Origin of the sequence: Bradyrhizobium sp. CCGB12 (assembly GCF_024199845.1) — a bacterium.
GTDB lineage: Bacteria > Pseudomonadota > Alphaproteobacteria > Rhizobiales > Xanthobacteraceae > Bradyrhizobium.
This window is the reverse complement of sequence record NZ_JANADO010000001.1, coordinates 1,606,104-1,623,261: the sequence shown is the minus strand read 5'-3', so window position 1 is coordinate 1,623,261 and position 17,158 is coordinate 1,606,104. Positions and strand designations below refer to the sequence as shown.

The 17,158-nt window shown below is 64.7% G+C and carries 18 protein-coding genes; 9 read left to right on the top strand and 9 right to left on the bottom strand.

The features are described from left to right. Positions 1 to 2: 2 nt before the first annotated feature. The 6 genes from NLM27_RS07575 to NLM27_RS07550 all read right to left on the bottom strand — a co-directional run bounded on the left by NLM27_RS07575 (position 3) and on the right by NLM27_RS07550 (position 4,562). Positions 3 to 326: an XdhC family protein gene (locus NLM27_RS07575; RefSeq protein ID WP_008564652.1), complete on the bottom strand. Its 324-nt coding sequence runs from the start codon at positions 324 to 326 to the stop codon at positions 3 to 5. 10 nt (positions 327 to 336) lie between these two features. Continuing rightward, the gene (locus NLM27_RS07570) at positions 337 to 1,539 is read right to left on the bottom strand and encodes a VWA domain-containing protein (RefSeq protein ID WP_254142749.1); all 1,203 of its coding nucleotides are present in this window, start codon (positions 1,537 to 1,539) and stop codon (positions 337 to 339) included. 129 nt (positions 1,540 to 1,668) lie between these two features. Next, positions 1,669 to 2,592, bottom strand: a complete 924-nt coding sequence (locus NLM27_RS07565; RefSeq protein ID WP_254142748.1) for a MoxR family ATPase — start codon at positions 2,590 to 2,592, stop codon at positions 1,669 to 1,671. 62 nt (positions 2,593 to 2,654) lie between these two features. Further along, positions 2,655 to 3,461: a xanthine dehydrogenase family protein subunit M gene (locus NLM27_RS07560; protein WP_254142747.1), complete on the bottom strand. Its 807-nt coding sequence runs from the start codon at positions 3,459 to 3,461 to the stop codon at positions 2,655 to 2,657. A 33-nt stretch (positions 3,462 to 3,494) separates the two neighbouring features. Continuing rightward, complete coding sequence (locus tag NLM27_RS07555; RefSeq protein WP_014494194.1) at positions 3,495 to 3,980, bottom strand: (2Fe-2S)-binding protein; 486 nt, start codon at positions 3,978 to 3,980, stop codon at positions 3,495 to 3,497. 135 nt (positions 3,981 to 4,115) lie between these two features. Further along, positions 4,116 to 4,562, bottom strand: a complete 447-nt coding sequence (locus tag NLM27_RS07550) for a CoxG family protein (RefSeq protein WP_008564659.1) — start codon at positions 4,560 to 4,562, stop codon at positions 4,116 to 4,118. 169 nt (positions 4,563 to 4,731) lie between these two features. Between NLM27_RS07550 and NLM27_RS07545 the strand changes: the two genes are divergently transcribed. The 3 genes from NLM27_RS07545 (at position 4,732) to NLM27_RS07535 (ending at position 7,399) form a co-directional block, all read left to right on the top strand. Beyond that, positions 4,732 to 6,087, top strand: coding sequence for a 3-carboxy-cis,cis-muconate cycloisomerase (locus tag NLM27_RS07545; protein WP_254142746.1), 1,356 nt, complete (start codon positions 4,732 to 4,734; stop codon positions 6,085 to 6,087). A gap of 27 nt (positions 6,088 to 6,114) precedes the next feature. Beyond that, complete coding sequence (gene pcaD, locus NLM27_RS07540) at positions 6,115 to 6,897, top strand: 3-oxoadipate enol-lactonase (RefSeq protein ID WP_254142745.1); 783 nt, start codon at positions 6,115 to 6,117, stop codon at positions 6,895 to 6,897. A 109-nt stretch (positions 6,898 to 7,006) separates the two neighbouring features. Next, positions 7,007 to 7,399: a carboxymuconolactone decarboxylase family protein gene (locus NLM27_RS07535; RefSeq protein WP_212288797.1), complete on the top strand. Its 393-nt coding sequence runs from the start codon at positions 7,007 to 7,009 to the stop codon at positions 7,397 to 7,399. Here NLM27_RS07535 and NLM27_RS07530 read toward each other — a convergent pair. Next, positions 7,361 to 7,885 (bottom strand): hypothetical protein, encoded by a 525-nt coding sequence (locus tag NLM27_RS07530; RefSeq protein WP_254142744.1) that lies wholly within the window; start codon positions 7,883 to 7,885, stop codon positions 7,361 to 7,363. The two genes, NLM27_RS07535 and NLM27_RS07530, sit on opposite strands and share 39 nt — an antisense overlap. A 193-nt stretch (positions 7,886 to 8,078) precedes the next feature. Further along, positions 8,079 to 8,267, bottom strand: coding sequence for a hypothetical protein (locus tag NLM27_RS07525; RefSeq protein ID WP_254142743.1), 189 nt, complete (start codon positions 8,265 to 8,267; stop codon positions 8,079 to 8,081). Between the two features lie 262 nt (positions 8,268 to 8,529). Here NLM27_RS07525 and NLM27_RS07520 point away from each other — a divergent pair, with 262 nt between their 5' ends. The 5 genes from NLM27_RS07520 to NLM27_RS07500 all read left to right on the top strand — a co-directional run bounded on the left by NLM27_RS07520 (position 8,530) and on the right by NLM27_RS07500 (position 13,628). Next, the gene (locus tag NLM27_RS07520; RefSeq protein ID WP_212306503.1) at positions 8,530 to 9,447 is read left to right on the top strand and encodes a branched-chain amino acid ABC transporter permease LivH; all 918 of its coding nucleotides are present in this window, start codon (positions 8,530 to 8,532) and stop codon (positions 9,445 to 9,447) included. 30 nt (positions 9,448 to 9,477) lie between these two features. Next, entirely contained in the window at positions 9,478 to 10,779 is a 1,302-nt protein-coding gene (gene livM / locus NLM27_RS07515) for a high-affinity branched-chain amino acid ABC transporter permease LivM (protein WP_254148773.1), read from the top strand. Beyond that, complete coding sequence (locus NLM27_RS07510; RefSeq protein ID WP_254142742.1) at positions 10,776 to 11,609, top strand: ABC transporter ATP-binding protein; 834 nt, start codon at positions 10,776 to 10,778, stop codon at positions 11,607 to 11,609. Before livM ends, NLM27_RS07510 begins: the two co-directional genes overlap by 4 nt. Then, entirely contained in the window at positions 11,606 to 12,340 is a 735-nt protein-coding gene (locus NLM27_RS07505) for an ABC transporter ATP-binding protein (protein ID WP_254142741.1), read from the top strand. The genes NLM27_RS07510 and NLM27_RS07505 overlap by 4 nt, the downstream gene beginning before the upstream one ends. Positions 12,341 to 12,509: 169 nt before the next feature. Further along, positions 12,510 to 13,628: a branched-chain amino acid ABC transporter substrate-binding protein gene (locus NLM27_RS07500; protein WP_254142740.1), complete on the top strand. Its 1,119-nt coding sequence runs from the start codon at positions 12,510 to 12,512 to the stop codon at positions 13,626 to 13,628. 79 nt (positions 13,629 to 13,707) lie between these two features. Here NLM27_RS07500 and NLM27_RS07495 read toward each other — a convergent pair whose 3' ends face one another. Continuing rightward, on the bottom strand, positions 13,708 to 14,094 hold the full coding sequence (locus tag NLM27_RS07495) for a response regulator (protein ID WP_254142739.1): 387 nt from the start codon (positions 14,092 to 14,094) through the stop codon (positions 13,708 to 13,710). Between the two features lie 216 nt (positions 14,095 to 14,310). Here NLM27_RS07495 and NLM27_RS07490 point away from each other — a divergent pair, with 216 nt between their 5' ends. After that, entirely contained in the window at positions 14,311 to 17,142 is a 2,832-nt protein-coding gene (locus tag NLM27_RS07490; RefSeq protein WP_254142738.1) for a PAS domain S-box protein, read from the top strand. Positions 17,143 to 17,158: the final 16 nt, after the last annotated feature.

Sequence of the window (17,158 nt, the reverse complement as noted above, 5' to 3'; positions counted from 1 at the left end):
GGCTAACCGACCTTCTCGACGAAGACGCGGATGGTGCCACCGCAGGACAGCCCCACGTTCCAGGCGGTCTCGTCGGCAACGCCAAACTCCAGCATCTTCGGCTTGCCGCTTTCGATCACGTCCATGGCCTCGGTGACCACGGCGCCTTCGACGCAGCCGCCCGAGACGGAGCCCAAGAACGTGCCCTCGTCGTTGATGACGAGGCTCGAGCCCGCCGGGCGCGGGGCCGAGCCCCAGGTCTCCACGACGGTGGCGAGCGCGACGCCACGGCCGGCCTTCTGCCAGTCCTCCGCCGCCTTCAGAATATCCTCGTCGCGATCGAGCATGGCTTGCCTCTCAAGCTGCGGAGCGGATCAGGCTGCGGTGATGCGGCGGCAGCGGCCGGGAGAGCGTGGTGATCAGCTCCTGGATCGAACTCAAATTATGCACGGGGCGGAATTCGTCAACGTGTGGGAGCATCATTTTGATGCCCTGGGCCTTGGCCTCGAAGCCGCCGAACCGGAGCAGCGGGTTCAGCCAGATCAGCCGCCGGCAAGAGCGGTGCAGCCGGTCCATCTCGAAGGCGAGCTTGGAATCGGCCTCCCGCTCCAGCCCGTCGGAGATCAGGAGCACGATGGCGCCCTGGCTCAGCACGCGCCGCGCCCACAATTTGTTGAAGTTGTGCAGCGAGGTCGCAATGCGCGTGCCGCCGGCCCAATCCTCCACCGCCGCCGAGCAGCTCGCCAGCGCCTCGTCAGGGTCGCGCTGGCGCAGTGCCCTGGTGACGTTTGTCAGCCTGGTACCGAACAGGAATACCGAGACGCGCTTGCGCGCGTCGGTGATGGCATGCAGGAAATGCAGGAACAGGCGGGTGTACTCGCTCATCGAGCCCGAGATATCGAGCAGTGCGACGATCGGCGCCGGCTTCTCTATGCGTCCGAGGCGATGGATGTCGATGATCTCGCCGCCGGTGCGCAAGGAGGCGCGCAACGTGCGGCGGAGGTCGAGGCGAAGCCCGCGGGGATCGGGGCGCTGGCGCCGCGTCAGAAGCTCGGCCTGCGGCAGGCGCATGCGCTCGACGGCGCGGAGCGCCTCGGCGATCTCCGCCGCGCTCATCTGGGCAAAATCCTTCTTCTGAAGGATCTCCCTGTCGGAGACCGACAGGCGCAGATCCTGCTCCTGGTGCTGGGGCGTCTCGGTCATGCGCGGCTGCGACATCGCCTCCTGCACGCGGCGCGCGCCGGCTTGCGGCTTCTTCTTCGCCTGCTCCGGCAGCGGCACCGAATCCAGCATGTGCTTCCACTCTTCCGAGGCGCGGAAGAACAGGTTGAAGGCCTGCTTGAAGATCAGCGCGTGCTCGTGGCGCTTGACAAAGATCGCCTCCAGCGTGGTGAAGACGTCGGCGCGGCTGCCGATGTCGATCACCTGGAGCGCGCTCATGGCATCGATGATCGCGCCCGGCCCGACCGGCATGCCGGCAGCTCGCAACGCGCGGGCAAAGCCGACGATGTTGTCGGCGAACTGCTCGGTTTGCTCCGGGGCAAGGTGGTTGATGGCCATGGGTCCACGCTCTCAGCCGTCATTCCGGGGCGCGCCCTCTTGGCGCGAACCCGGAATCCATTCATCCACCGTCGCCGCTGCACAATGGATTCCGGGTTTGCGCTACGCGCGTCCCGGAATGACGGAAAATCAATTCTCGCTCGTCGCGTCCTTCAACACCTTCTGCAAGGTCTCCCCCTGCATCCGGGTGATGTCGTCCTGGTATTTGAGCAGCGCGCCCAGCGTGTCGCCGACCACTTGCGGGGTCAGCGAGCGGGCGTCGAGCTCCGACAAAGCGGTGGCCCAGTCGATGGTTTCGGCAACGCCCGGCGATTTGTAGAAGTCCTGGTTGCGCAGCGCCTGCACGAAACGCACCACCTGTTGCGACAGCTTGGCGGAGATGCCGGGCACGCGCGACTTGACAATCGCGAGCTCGCGCTCGGCCGCGGGATAGTCGACCCAGTGATAGAGACAGCGCCGCTTCAGCGCGTCGTGGATCTCGCGGGTGCGGTTGGAGGTGATGATGACGATCGGTGGGCTCGGCGCCTTCACCGTGCCGAATTCGGGGATGGTCACCTGGAAGTCGCTTAGGATTTCGAGCAGGTACGCTTCGAATGCCTCGTCGGCGCGATCGAGCTCGTCGATCAAGAGCACCGGCGGACCGGCCACATCGGGCTCCAGCGCCTGAAGCAACGGCCGCTTGATCATATAGCGGTCCGCGAAGATGTCGCTCGACAGCTGGTCGCGATCGGTGTCACCGGCAGCTTCCGCCATCCGGATCGCGATCATCTGCGCGGCGCTGTTCCACTCATAGACCGCGGAGGAGACGTCGAGGCCTTCATAGCACTGGAGGCGGATCAGTTTCCGCCCCAGCGCCGCCGAGAGCACCTTGGCGATCTCGGTCTTGCCGACGCCGGCTTCGCCTTCCAGAAACAGCGGCCGGCCCATGCGCAGCGACAGGTACGTCACCGTCGCCAGCGATCGCTCGGCGAGATAGCCGCGCGACGTCAGGAGTTCGAGCATCGCATCGACCGATGCCGGCAAAGCACCGGAAGAATGGGCCGCTGAAGTCATGAAAAAGCCAGTCTCGCTACGCCCTCACCGGGGACAGGTTTGGGCCGAGGAATGAGGTCAGCTCATTCCTTGGCATTGCCGGCATCGACGGCGCGGCGCGTCAGCACGCCGATGAGATGCGCGCGGTATTCGGCGCTGCCGTGGATGTCGCTGTTGAGGCCTTCGGCCGGCACCGCGATGCCATCAAGCGCCTTCGCGGAGAAGCGCTTCTTCAGGGCCTCCTCGAATGCGGTGACACGGAATACGCCATCGGAGCCGGCACCGGTCACGGCGACGCGCACGTCCGACGGACGCCGTGCCACGAACACGCCGACCAGCGCGTAGCGCGAGGCCTGGTTGCGGAATTTGATGTAGGCCGCTTTCTTCGGCAGCGGGAACATCACCTTGGTGATGATCTCGTCGGCTTCGAGCGCGGTCGAGAACAGCCCCTGGAAGTACTCTTCCGCCTTGAGGCGGCGCTTGTTGGTGACGATGGTCGCACCTAACGCGACCACCGCGGCCGGATAATCCGCGGTCGGATCGTTGTTGGCGAGGGAGCCGCCGATCGTGCCCTTGTGACGCACGGCGGGATCGCCGATTCCGCCGGCAAGGCTGGCAAGCGCCGGGATCGCCTCACCGACGATGGCGGAGGTCGCGACCTCGGCGTGCTTGGCGGTGGCGCCGATCACCAGCGAGCGGCCCTTCATCTCGATCGTGTCGAGGCCCTCGATGTGGGAGAGGTCGACCAGATGCGGCGGACTGGCGAGACGCTGCTTCATGACGGGAATCAGCGTGTGGCCGCCGGCGATGACCTTCGCGTCCTCGTTCTTCACCAGGAGATTGGCCGCCTGCCGCACGGTGCCGGGACGATGATATTTGAATTCGTACATGGGTGTGTCCTGATCGCGGAATGCGCGCGCGGGTTACGCGAGGTCGGATTTCGCCATCGCCTTCGCGCCGGCGGAGATCGAGGCGACGATGTTCTGGTAGCCGGTGCAGCGGCAGAGATTGCCTTCTAGTTCTTCCCGGATCGTATGGTCGTCGAGCTCATGACCCTTGCGATGCACGATATCGATCGCGGTCATGATCATGCCAGGCGTGCAGAAGCCGCACTGCAGGCCATGGTGCTCTCGGAAAGCCTCCTGCATTGGATGCAGCGGCGCGCCGTCGGCGGCCAGTCCCTCGATCGTCTTGACCTCGTGACCGTCGGCCATCACGGCCAGCGTCGTGCAGGACTTCACGGCCTTGCCGTCGAGATGCACGACGCAGGCGCCGCACTGCGAGGTGTCGCAGCCGACATGGGTGCCGGTCAGCCGCAGATTCTCGCGCAGAAACTGCACCAGGAGGGTGCGGGGATCGACGTTGGCCGTGACTGGATTGCCGTTCACGATGAGGGAGATTTTTGCCATAAGCACTCTCTATCAGCGCCCCGACGGGTCCCATCGAAGCGGTTCTTATAATTATTCCAACCCATCATATGGGCCATTATGCCCGGGGGCAACATCGCCCAGGACGCAAGGCGCCATGCCGAAAGGCGATAGCCTTCAGCCCTGTACCGCCTTGGCGAAGTTCGCGAAAAATTCGTCGGCCAGCTTCTTGGCGGCGCCGTTGATGAGACGCTGGCCGAGCTGCGCCAACTTGCCGCCGATCTGCGCCTCGACGTCGTAGGAGAGCAGCGTGCCGCCGTCCTTCTCCGCGAGCCTGACGGCCGCGCCGCCCTTGGCGAAGCCGGCCACCCCGCCCTCGCCTTCACCGGAGATCTTGTAGCCATTTGGCGGGTCGAGATCCGACAGCGTGACCTTGCCCTTGAAGCGCGCGGACACCGGGCCGACCTTCATTTTCGCCGTTGCGCGAAAGCCGCCATCATCGGTCTTCTCCAACTCCTCGCAGCCGGGAATGCAGGCCTTCAGTACTTCGGGATCATTGAGCTTGTCCCACACGGCCTCGCGCGGCGCCGCAAGCTGGACTTCGCCGTTCATCGTCATGGCCATGGGGACCTCCCGGATCGCACAACTATAATGCTGCTCAAGTAACGCACGGAGGCCATAAAGGAAAGGGCGGCCCCCGGTCACGTGCAATGCATATTCGCAACTGCAAAAAGCTTGCGCCGATGGTTTGGGATTGGCACAGGCAGGCCATGGTGGTTAGGTCCCGCACGATATGAGTACATCCCTCTCCCCCCTGCTCGCCCCGATGCTGTCGAGCGCGGCCATGCGCGCGGTCTGCGACGATCGGTCGACCCTTCAGAACATGCTCGATTTCGAGGCAGCCCTGGCACGGGCCGAGGCCGCCGCAGGTGTGATTCCCGCATCCGCGGTGGGGCCGATCGCGTCCGCCTGCAAGGCCGACACCTTTGACATGGCAGCCCTGGCCGAGGCCGCAACGCGATCAGGCAATCTTGCGATTCCCCTGGTCAAGGCGCTGACCGCCAATGTCGGCAAGGCCGAGGCCGAGGCCGCGCGTTACGTGCATTGGGGCGCGACCAGCCAGGACGTCATCGACACCGCAACCATGCTCACGCTTCGCGCCGGCATCCGCGCGCTGGATGCCGACCTCAGCCGCGCCATCAAGGGTTTTGCCGCATTGGCACGCGCCCATCGCGCCACCGCGATGGTCGCGCGGACCTGGCTCCAGCACGCGCTGCCGATGCCGTTCGGCCTGAAGGCCGCCGAATATGCCGCAAGCCTCGCCCGCGCCCGCTGCCGTCTCAGGCGGCTCGCCCGCGAGGGCCTCGCGCTGCAATTCGGGGGTGCCGCCGGCACGCTCGCCGCGCTCGGCGACAAGGGGCTCGCGGTCGCCGAACGGCTGGCGCAAGAGCTGAACCTGCCGCTGCCCGAGGCGCCCTGGCACACCCATCGCGACCGGATCGCCGAAGCGGCATCGTGTTTCGCTATTCTCACCGGCAGCTGCGGCAAGATCGCGCGCGACGTCTCGCTGATGATGCAGACTGACGTTGCCGAAGCGTTCGAGCCCGCCGGCGAAGGCCGCGGTGGCTCCTCGACCATGCCCCACAAGCGCAACCCGGTCGCCGCCGCCAGCGCATTGGGCGCTGCGACCATGGCCCCGCAGCTCGCGGCGACGATTTTTGCCGCGCAGGTGCAGGACCATGAGCGCAGCGCCGGTCCCTGGCACGCGGAATGGCCGACGCTGCCGCAATTGATGCTGGTCACCTCGGGGGCGCTCGCCGCCATCGTCGACATCGCCGAGGGCCTCGACGTCGATGCCGCGCGCATGCGCAGCAATCTCGATGCGACGCACGGGCTGATCATGGCGGAAGCCGTCACCTTTGCGCTGGCAGAGAAGATCGGGAAGAGCGATGCGCATCATCTGATCGAGGCCGCCAGCAAGCGCGCGGTCACCGAGAAGAAGCATCTTCGCGAGGTGCTGTCGGCTGATGCGCTGGTTACCGCTCATCTGCCGCCGGAAAAAATTGCGGCATTGTTCGAGCCGATGGCCTATCAAGGCGCTTCCCAAGCCCTGATCGACCGGCTGCTCGACAGCCTCGACCGCGAATAAGCACCGCAAATACGACGGAGACGCCGCATGCCCATGATCGATGCCGACGGATGCCTGCTCAACGTCTCCGTCGAGGGCTGCGACGGCGGACCGACCTTGATGCTCTCCAACTCGCTCGGCTGCACGCTTCAGATGTGGGAGCCGCAGATGAAGGCACTGACGCAGGTATTCCGCGTCATCCGTTACGACCGCCGTGGCCACGGCAAGTCGAACGTGCCGCCCGGTCCCTATACGATGGAGCGCTTCGGCCGCGACGTGCTCGCGATCCTCGACGATCTCAACATCGAGAAGGTGCATTGGTGCGGCCTGTCGATGGGCGGCATGGTCGGGCAATGGCTGGGCGCGAACGCGCCGGAACGCTTCGGCAAGATCATCCTCGCCAACACCTCCTGCTACTATGCCGAGCCGACCAAATGGCTGGAGCGCATCGATGCCGTGAAGAAGGGCGGCATCGCGGCGGTCGCCGATGCCGTGATCGGCGGCTGGCTGACCCAGGATTTCCGCGAGCGCGAGCCGGACATCACCGCGAAGATGAAGTCGATGCTGCTCGCCTCCCCCGTCGAGGGCTATCTCGCCTGCTGCGAAGCGCTGTCGACGCTCGACCAGCGCGCGCTGCTTCCCAAGACCAAGAGCCCGACCTTGGTGATCGCCGGCCGCCACGACATGGCGACGCCGATCTCGGCGGGCGAACTGATCCGCGCGAACATTCCCGGCGCCAGCATGACCATCATCGACGCCGCCCACATTTCCAATGTCGAGCAGCCGCACGCGTTCACCGACGCGGTGGTGGGTTTCCTGACGCAGCGTTAGCCACAACCGTCATTGCGAGGAGTGTAGCGACGAAGCAATCCAGAAATCCCTCCGCGGAGACACTCTGGATTGCTTCGCTGCGCTCGCAATGACGAAGGAGGAAAGAACCATGGACGACCAGAAGCGCCGTGATGCCGGCATGAATGTGCGCCGAAAGGTGCTGGGCAATGCCTGGGTCGACAAGTCGATCGCGAACCGCAACGCGTTCAACACCGACTTCCAGGACATGATCACCCGTTACGCCTGGGGCGAGATCTGGACGCGGCCGCATTTCGACGAGCGCACGCGGCGGGTGCTGGTGATCGGCACCATGGTCGCGCTGGGACAATGGGACGAATTCCGCCTGCATGTGCGCGCGGCGCTCGCCGAGGGCGGCTTCACACCCGACGACATCAAGGAAATCCTGCTGCAGCAGGCGATCTATTGCGGCGTGCCGGCGGTGAACCACGCCGTGAAGGAAGCCTCAGCGATTGTGCAGGAGCTCGGCCTGCTCAAGACCTAGCGGAGCGGCGGTCTCGACGGCCTTCGGCGCTGGCGACGGCTTCTCGATCACCACCACGATGGCCGCGCCGAGCAGGAGCAGCAACTCGGTGGCGTGCAGCCGCAGCGCGGCCATCTCGCCGACCTTCGAAGCCATCACCATGCTGACGAACGAGATCAGGCTGCCGATCGCCAGGGCAATGCCGAGCGCCTCGTCGCTGCCGCCACTCTTGCGGACGCGGGGGATGCAGAGAAGCGCGAGATAGATCGCAAAGAACGCCACGACGGTCATCCGGCCCAGCGCCAGCAGCCAGGCTGCCCGCACTGTGCTCATCCCCGCCATCTCGAGATGGTCGCTGAGAAACAGCGCGACCGCGACGCTCGGCCGCTCATAGAGCCCGTGCACCGGTGCGACCATGATGTTGAAAGCGACCAGCGTCCAGGCCGGGATAAAATAGGCTGCCAGCAGCGCGCCGTTGACCGAACCGATCCGCCAATTCCTGAACATGCTGCTTCCCGCTTGGTTGCCGAGGCCTTCGACGGAAGGCAGCGGCTTTGCCGGAGCTAACTCGCATCAGACTGCGGCGGCAATTTAAACCCTTTGTTTACCTTAACTGCCCCCTGGGCTCGGAATGGCGGGGGCGTGCATCAGAAAAAGCCCCGCCTTTCGGCGGGGCCCACTTCACGTCCATACTCCCGTACTATTCGTCCTGACTGCGCTGACCGCCCTGCTGCTGCCCGGGACGATCGCCCTGCCGCATCGGGTCGTTCTGCTGCTGCTGTCCGGGTTTCTGACCGCCGCCCTGCTGCTGCCCCGGCTGTTGACTTGGGCGCTGCTGGCCGGGGTTCTGACTCTGCTGACCCGGGTTCTGGTTCTGCTGCTTCGTCATTTGGGGAACTCCCTTGTTGGACGTCAGAAGCGAGGTAACGGCCGGCGTCTGCTTTTGTTACCGCCGGAACCGAGTTCCCTCGCCCCCGGGAACCCGAGCGCCAAATGATTTCTGTACAAGCCTTAGTGGGGAGGCGCGGGCCTGTTGCAGCCGCCGGTTCCGTGCTGTTACAAAACCTGAAGAAACGCTCAAGGGCTGCCGGAGCCCGAGAACTCTTCAAAGAGCCACCTTTGAGCCGCGTCAGGTTTGGTAACGGCAGCGCATGGATTATTTCGCCCAGCAGCTCATCAACGGTCTCGTCCTGGGCTCGATCTACGGCCTGATCGCGATCGGCTACACGATGGTCTACGGCATCGTCGGCATGATCAACTTCGCCCACGGCGACATCTTCATGATCGGCGGATTCATCGCCCTGATCACCTTCCTGATCCTGATCTCGCTCGGCCTGACCGCAATCCCCGTGATCCTGCTCGTCGTGCTCCTGGTCTCGATGGCGATCACCGCGCTCTACGGCTGGACCATCGAGCGGATCGCCTACCGGCCGCTGCGCCATTCCTTTCGCCTCGCCCCGATGCTGTCGGCGATCGGCATGTCCTTCGTGCTGACCAATTATTCGCAGGTGGCGCAGGGCGCCCGCGTCAAGCCGATCCCGCCCTTCATCACGGGCGGCTACACGCTGCATGAGAGCCCGGACGGCTTCGTGATCCAGCTTTCCAACATCCAGATCATGGTGGTGGTCACTACCATCGTGCTGCTGGCGCTTTTCACCTGGCTGGTGTCAAGCACCCGCCTCGGCCGCGACATGCGCGCCTGCGAGCAGGACCAGACCATGGCGGCGCTGCTCGGCGTCAATGTCGACCGCACCATCTCCATGACCTTCGTGATCGGTGCCGCGCTCGCCGCGGTCGCGGGCCTGATGTACCTCCTCTATTATGGCCTGGTCGATTTCTTCATGGGCTTCGTCGCCGGCATCAAGGCCTTCACCGCGGCCGTGCTCGGCGGTATCGGCTCGCTGCCGGGCGCCATGCTCGGCGGTCTTGCAATCGGCCTGATCGAGACGTTCTGGTCGGCCTATTTCTCGGTCGAATACAAGGACGTCGCGGCGTTCTCGATCCTGATTGTCGTGCTGATCTTCATGCCGACCGGCCTGCTCGGTCGCCCCGAAGTCGAAAAAGTCTGACGGACCGGCCGCGTGACAGCTCCCTCGACCATGACGGCCAAATCCGCAGCGGGCATCTCCTCCCTCCTGAAGACCGCCGCCATCAACGCGCTGGTTGCGCTGGTGCTATTCTCGCTGATGGTCGGCGTCCGCACCGAGGCGGGCTCTTCCGGCCAGCTCACCTACTGGACGCGCTTCGGCGACCTCGCCTCCCTCGTCGGCATCGTGTTCGGCGGCTCGATCGTGATCGAGCTGTTGCGGCAATGGATCGGCACGACCGGAGCGGAGAAGCTGGTGCCGCCGGCGGTGCAGAGCGGCATGTCCTTCATTGGCCGCTACCTCGCGCCAGCGCTGCTGATCTTCACGTTGCTGGTGCCGGTCATCTTCTATAACCAGCGCTACATCCTCGACCTCGCGATCCTCGTGCTCACCTATGTCATGCTGGGCTGGGGATTGAATGTCGTGGTCGGCCTCGCCGGCCTGCTCGATCTCGGCTACGTCGCCTTCTATGCAGTCGGGGCCTATTCCTACGCACTGCTCGCCACGAATTTCGGCTGGTCGTTCTGGATCTGTCTGCCGCTCGCCGGCATCCTCGCCGCGTTCTGGGGCGTGCTGCTCGGCTTCCCCGTGCTGCGTCTGCGTGGCGACTACCTCGCGATCGTGACGCTGGCCTTCGGCGAGATCATCCGTCTCGTCATCATCAACTGGCAGGAGCTCACCGGCGGGCCCAACGGCGTCTCCGGCATTCCGCGCCCCTCCTTCTTCGGCATCCCGCTCGACAACAGCGATGACGGGCTCGCCGCCAGGCTCGGCATCGAGTATTCGGCGACCCACCGCATCATCTTCCTGTTCTACCTGATCCTGGCGCTGGCGCTCCTCACCAACTGGGTGACGATCCGGCTGCGCCGCCTGCCGATCGGCCGGGCCTGGGAAGCCTTGCGCGAAGACGAGGTCGCCTGCCGCGCGCTCGGCATCAACACCACGACCACCAAGCTCACGGCGTTCGCGACCGGCGCCATGTTTGGCGGCTTCGCCGGCGCGTTCTTCGCCACGCGCCAGGGCTTCATCAGCCCGGAATCCTTTACCTTCCAGGAATCGGCGCTGGTCCTCGCCATCGTCGTGCTCGGCGGCATGGGCTCGCAGCTCGGCGTCGCGCTCGCAGCTCTTGCCATGATCGGCGGCTTCGAGCTGTTCCGCGGCCTCGAGAACTACCGCATGCTCGTGTTCGGCATGGCGATGGTGCTGATCATGATCTGGCGGCCGCGCGGCCTGATCGGTCACCGCGCACCGACCGTGTATCTGACCAAGGCGCAGGCGATCTCCTCCGACCTTGTCAAGGAAGGGCACGGATGAGCGGCGACAAGATTCTCAGCGTCGACCGGCTCACCATGCGCTTCGGCGGCATCGTCGCCGTGCAGGACCTGTCCTTCGCCGCCGAACGGAAGAAGATTACCGCGCTGATCGGGCCGAACGGCGCCGGCAAGACCACGGTCTTCAACTGCATCACCGGCTTCTACAAGCCGAGCGGCGGGAGCATCCGCCTCACCCACGACGATGGCAGGGTGATCGCGCTGGAGCGGCTCAACGACTTCCGCATCGCCAAGCAGGCCAAGGTCGCGCGCACATTCCAGAACATCCGCCTGTTTCCCGGCATGACCGCGCTGGAAAACCTGATGGTGGCGCAGCACAACGCCCTGATGCGCGCCTCCGGCTTCACTTTCCTCGGCCTCATCGGCGCCCCCGTCTACCGCGACGCCGAAAAGCGTGCGATCGATCTCGCCACCGACTGGCTCAAACGGGTCAACCTGCTCGACCGCGCCGACGAGGCCGCAGGCAATTTCGCCTATGGCGACCAGCGACGGCTGGAAATCGCACGCGCCATGTGCACCGAGCCCGCGCTATTGTGCCTGGACGAACCTGCCGCCGGCCTCAATGCGCGCGAGAGCGCGGCCTTGAGCGAGCTCCTGCTGTCGATTCGCGACGAACTCGGCACCTCGATCCTGCTGATCGAGCACGACATGTCGGTGGTCATGGAAATCTCCGACCACATCGTGGTGATGGACCATGGCGTCAAGATCTCGGAAGGCACGCCGCGCGAAGTCCGCGACGATCCCAAGGTGATCGCCGCCTATCTCGGCGCCGACGAGGACGAGGCCGTGGCCGTGATGGAGAGCGGGTCGTGACCTCCCCCCTGCTCGCGATCCGCGATCTTCGCGCCGCCTACGGCAAGATCGAGGCGCTGAAAGGCGTCGACGTCGAGATCAATGCCGGCGAGATCGTCGCCCTGATCGGCGCCAACGGCGCCGGCAAATCGACGCTGATGATGACGATCTTCGGCAAGCCGCGCGCCCGCGCCGGCCAGATCCTGTACGAAGGTCGCGACATCACGGACGTTCCCACCCACGAGATCGCGCATTTGCGCATCGCGCAATCACCGGAAGGCCGCCGCATCTTCCCGCGCATGAGCGTAGCGGAAAACCTCCAGATGGGGGCAGACGCCACCGAATGCACGGACACAGAACGCGAGGCGACGCTGCAACGCGTGTTCACGCTGTTTCCGCGGCTGAAGGAGCGTTATGCCCAGCGCGGTGGAACCCTGTCCGGCGGGGAGCAGCAGATGCTGGCGATCGGCCGCGCGCTGATGAGCCGCCCCCGGCTGCTCCTGCTCGACGAGCCCTCGCTTGGCCTCGCGCCGCTGATCGCGCGCCAGATTTTCGATGCCATCCGCACCCTGAACCGGCAGGACGGCCTGACCGTTCTGATCGTCGAGCAGAACGCCAACCATGCGCTCAAGCTGGCCCACCGCGGTTATGTCATGGTCAATGGCCTGATCACGCTGGCCGGGACCGGCGCCGAGTTGCTGCAGCGCCCCGAGATTCGCGCCGCCTATCTGGAGGGCGGCCGGCACGGCTGACGCCTTCCAACCGCAGCCAAGGGCGAATCAGGTGCGGCCGAATTTGGCGATATCTCCACCAATGCGCGCATTTTGCCGGTGACTTCTCCGTAATTTCATTCGAGAATGGCGCCGGTTTGGACCGGGCGTGCCCGGCAACTTCCACAGGTTACCACCCGCGAGGTATCTCATGAAATCACTCAAGCTCATCGGTCTGGCATTCGGCGCATCGCTCGCGCTATCGAGCGCGGCATTCGCGCAGGATGTCACCGTCGCAGTCGCAGGCCCGATGACCGGCGGCGAGTCCGCCTTCGGCCGCCAGATGAAGAACGGCGCCGAAATGGCCGTGGCCGACATCAACGCCGCCGGCGGCGTCAACGGCAAGAAGCTCGCGCTTAGTGTCAATGACGACGCCTGCGATCCCAAGCAGGCGCGGTCGATCGCCGAGAAAATCGCCGGCGCAAAAATCCCGTTCGTGGCCGGGCACTATTGCTCGTCGTCGTCGATCCCCGCCTCTGAGGCCTATGCCGACGGCAACGTGCTCCAGATCACGCCGGCCTCGACCAACCCGACCTTCACCGAGCGCAAGCTCTGGAACGTGGCCCGCGTCTGCGGCCGCGACGACCAGCAGGGCCTGATCGCCGCGCAGTACATCGCCAAGAACTTCAAGGGCAAGAACATCGCGATCCTCAACGACAAGACCACCTACGGCAAGGGTCTTGCCGACGAGACCAAGAAGGCGCTCAACAAGGCCGGCATCACCGAGAAGATGTACGAATCCTACAACAAGGGCGACAAGGACTTCAACGCGATCGTCTCGCGCCTGAAGCGCGACAACATCGACCTCGTCTATGTCGGCGGCTATCATCAGGAGAGCGGCCTGATCCTGCGTCAGATGCGCGACCAGGGCCTCAAGACCGTGCTGATGGCCGGCGACGCGCTCGCCGACAAGGAGTACGCCTCCATCACCGGTCCGGCCGGCGAAGGCACGCTGTTCACCTTCGGCCCCGATCCGCGCAACAAGCCGACGGCGAAGAAGATCGTCGAGGCGTTCAAGGCCAAGGGGATCGATCCCGAGGGCTACACGCTCTACACCTACGCGGCGATGCAGGTCTGGTCGCAGGCAGCGAAGAAGGCCGGCACCACCGACGCCAAGAAGGTCATGGAGGCGATGAAGGCCGGCAAGTGGGACACCGTGATCGGCCCGATCGAGTATGACGCCAAGGGCGACATCAAGCAGATCGACTACGTTGTCTACAAGTGGGATGCCAAGGGCAACTACGCCGAGATCAGCGGCAACGGCACCTAACCGTCGGCCTTGACCTCAAGTCCCATCAATCATCACCACGCCCCGGCTTACCCCCGGGGCGTTTCTTCTTGCGGTAAGGTCAGACGGCTTCGGGCAGTTCGCCGCCCGCCGCGGCCTGGGCCTTCCGCAAGGCTTGCAGGAGATCGTTCGGCCGAAACGGCTTTTGCAGGCAGGCCACGTTGGCAAGGTGCGGCGATTGTTCCATGAAATCGAGCGCCGTCATCCCGGATACCGCAATGACGGGGAGCGTCGGCGCGCGCTCGCGCAGGCTCGCGATGACGTCGACGCCGCTGGTGTCGCCGAGGAAGATGTCGACGATTGCCGCGTCAAATGGGCTTTCCGCGAAGGCGTTCAGCCCGGAGGCACCGCTCTCGGCCTCCACGACCTCGAAATGATTGACCCGAAGCACCATCGCGATCATCGCGCGGACGCCCTTCTGGTCGTCGATGACGAGAACGCGGGGCATGGGGAACAACTCTCGAGAACAAAATCGGCTGATTCAAACCTGGAACGCGCCGCGGCGCAGGAGCATTATGACACCGCCCAGTAAAGCGCACCTTACCCGATCCCTATTCCGTGTCCCCACCGAAATTAAGAAAGCTGTAACCTTCGGTTGAGTCGTAACCGGTTCCGTTCACGATGCGGGCCCAGAACCGGCTACCATGAACGGGCTGTTGGCCGAATGAGACCAGCGGAGACGAACCTGCCCAAGACCGACCTGCGAGAGGTGGACGTGCCTGCAACGATCGACCGAAGCACATTTCTTTCGACGCTGCCGGCCACCTCGACCGACCGCGCCGCAGCATTGACGATCGTCGGCGTGTCCTCGGTCCTGTTCGCAGCGGCTGCGCCGTTCGCAGGTACCCCACTACTGCCCGTCCCCGCCTTCGTCGCAAGTTATCAATCGGCGCTCGCCGTGAGCGACATCGTCACGGCAGTGTTGCTGCTGTCGCAATTTGCCGTCTTGCGGACCCGCGCGTTGCGGTGGCTTGCCACCGGCTATCTCTTCACCGCCGCGGCGGCGCTGGTCCATGCCTTCACCTTCCCTGGGCTGTTCACACCGACCGGGCTCTTCGGCGCGGGCCGGCAGACCACGGTCTGGCTCTACATGATCTGGCACGCCGGCTTCCCGCTGTTCGTGCTGGGCTATGCCTGGCTGAAGGAAAAGGACGGAGGCCCCCGGGTTCGGGGCACGACCAGCAACGCAATCTACGTCAGCGTGCTCGGCGTCATCGCCGCGATGGCCGTCTTCGGCTGGATCGTCACCGCGGGACACGATCTGCTTCCGGTCCTGCTGCGCGACGGCCACTACACGCCGACCATGATCGGCGTCGTGTCCTTCGTGTGGTCGCTGAGCTTTGCCGCGCTCGTCTCACTCTGGTTCCGCAGGCCGCATTCGGTGATCGACGTCTGGCTGATGGTCGTCATGTGCGCCTGGCTGTTCGACATTGCACTGTCGGCGATCGTCAACGTCGCGCGCTTCGATCTCGGCTTCTATGCCGGCCGGCTCTACGGCCTCGCCGCGGCGACCTTCGTGCTCGCAGTGCTCCTCATCGAGAATGTCCGCCTCCAGGCGCACACCGTCGGCCTCGTCGGCAGGCTGCGGCAGCAATCTGCTTCGGAACGCGACTATTACGGCAAGCGCCTCGCGCTGTACGGCGCGGTGGTCGAGTCCTCCAATGACGCCATCATCACCAAAACGCTCGACGGCATCATCACCAGCTGGAACAAAGCCGCCGAACAGCTGTTCGGCTACTCCGCCGCCGAGGCCGTCGGCCAGCCGATCGACATCATCGTGCCGCCGGATCTCAAGGGCGAGGTCAGGAGCATCCTCAACCGGATCGCCAGCAACGAGTCGATCGCTCAGCACGAGACGACCCGAATCCGAAAAGACGGACGCCCGCTCGACGTCGTCCTGAATGTTTCTCCCCTGCGCACGGACCATGGGGAGATCATCGGCGCCTCCAAGATCGCCCATGACATCACCGAAGAGAAGCAGGCGAGAGAGAAGCTGCGCCGCGAGATCGAAGAGCGCGAGCGCATCTTCGAGACGTCGCAGGACCTGATCCTGGTTACCGACGGTTTTGGCAATTTCGTCCAGGTCAGCCCCAGCGTGAAGGACATCCTCGGTTTCAGCCCCGAGGACATGGTCGGGCACAGCGCGACCGAGTTCATCCATCCCGATGACCTCGAGAACACCCGGGGCGAGATGCGGGCGGCCCGCCGCGGCCAGATCAAGCGCAGCTTCGAGGCGCGCTACTATCACTATGACGGTCACGAGGTCACGCTGAACTGGATGGGCACCTGGTCCGAGCCGGTGAAGCGCCACTTCTTCATCGGCCGCGACCTCACTGACAAGCAGGCCGCCGAGGCCCAGCTTCGGCAGGTCCAGAAAATGGACTCCATCGGGCAGTTGACCGGCGGCGTCGCCCACGACTTCAACAATGTCCTGACAGTCATCACCGGTACGATCGGCATTCTCAGCGACGCGGTGGCAGACCGGCCCGAGCTTGCCGCCATCACCAAGCTGATCGACGATGCGGCCGAGCGTGGCGCGCAGCTGACCAAGCACCTTCTCGCGTTCGCGCGCAAGCAGCCGCTCCAGCCGCGCGAGATCGACGTCAACGCGCTGGTGCTCGAAGCCGCCAAGCTGCTGCATCCGACCCTGGGCGAGCAGATCACGATCATGCCGCAGCTCACCGAGGATGCCTGGCCGACGCTGGTCGACCCCGGCCAGCTCTCCACCGCGATCCTCAATCTCGCGCTGAATGCGCGCGACGCCATGCCCGACGGCGGCACTTTGGTGCTGGAGACCCGCAATATTTTCCTGGATGACGGCTATGCCAGCATGAATCCGGACCTGGTCGCCGGCAATTACGTGATGATCGCCGTCAGCGACACCGGCTCCGGAATCCCTCCGGAATTGATCGACCGGGTATTCGATCCGTTCTTCACCACCAAGGAGGTCGGCAAGGGCACCGGCCTGGGCTTGAGCATGGTGTTCGGGTTCGTCAAGCAATCAGGCGGCCACATCAAAATCTACAGCGAGGAAGGCCACGGCACGAGCGTGAAGATCTACCTGCCGCGCTCGACCGGGGTGCAGGAGACCGACTACGAGGCGCTCCAGAATGTACCCATCACCGGCGGCAGCGAGAAGATCCTGATCGTCGAGGATGACGCGCTGGTGCGGCAATATGTTGTGACACAGGTCAAGAGCCTCGGCTACACCGCGCTCGAGGCCGCCAACGGCGCCGACGCCCTCATCATCATCGACAGCGACAAGACCATCGACCTGCTGTTCACCGACATCATCATGCCGGGCAACATGAATGGCCGCCAGCTTGCTGACGAAGCGGCCCGCCGCCGCCCCGACCTCAAGACGCTGTTTACCTCGGGCTACACCGAGAACGCCATCGTCCATCATGGCCGGCTCGATTCCGGCGTGCTGCTGCTGGCCAAGCCCTACCGCAAGTCCGAGCTCGCCAAGATGCTCAGGACGGCGCTCGCCAGTTGAGCCTGCGACATCTCTG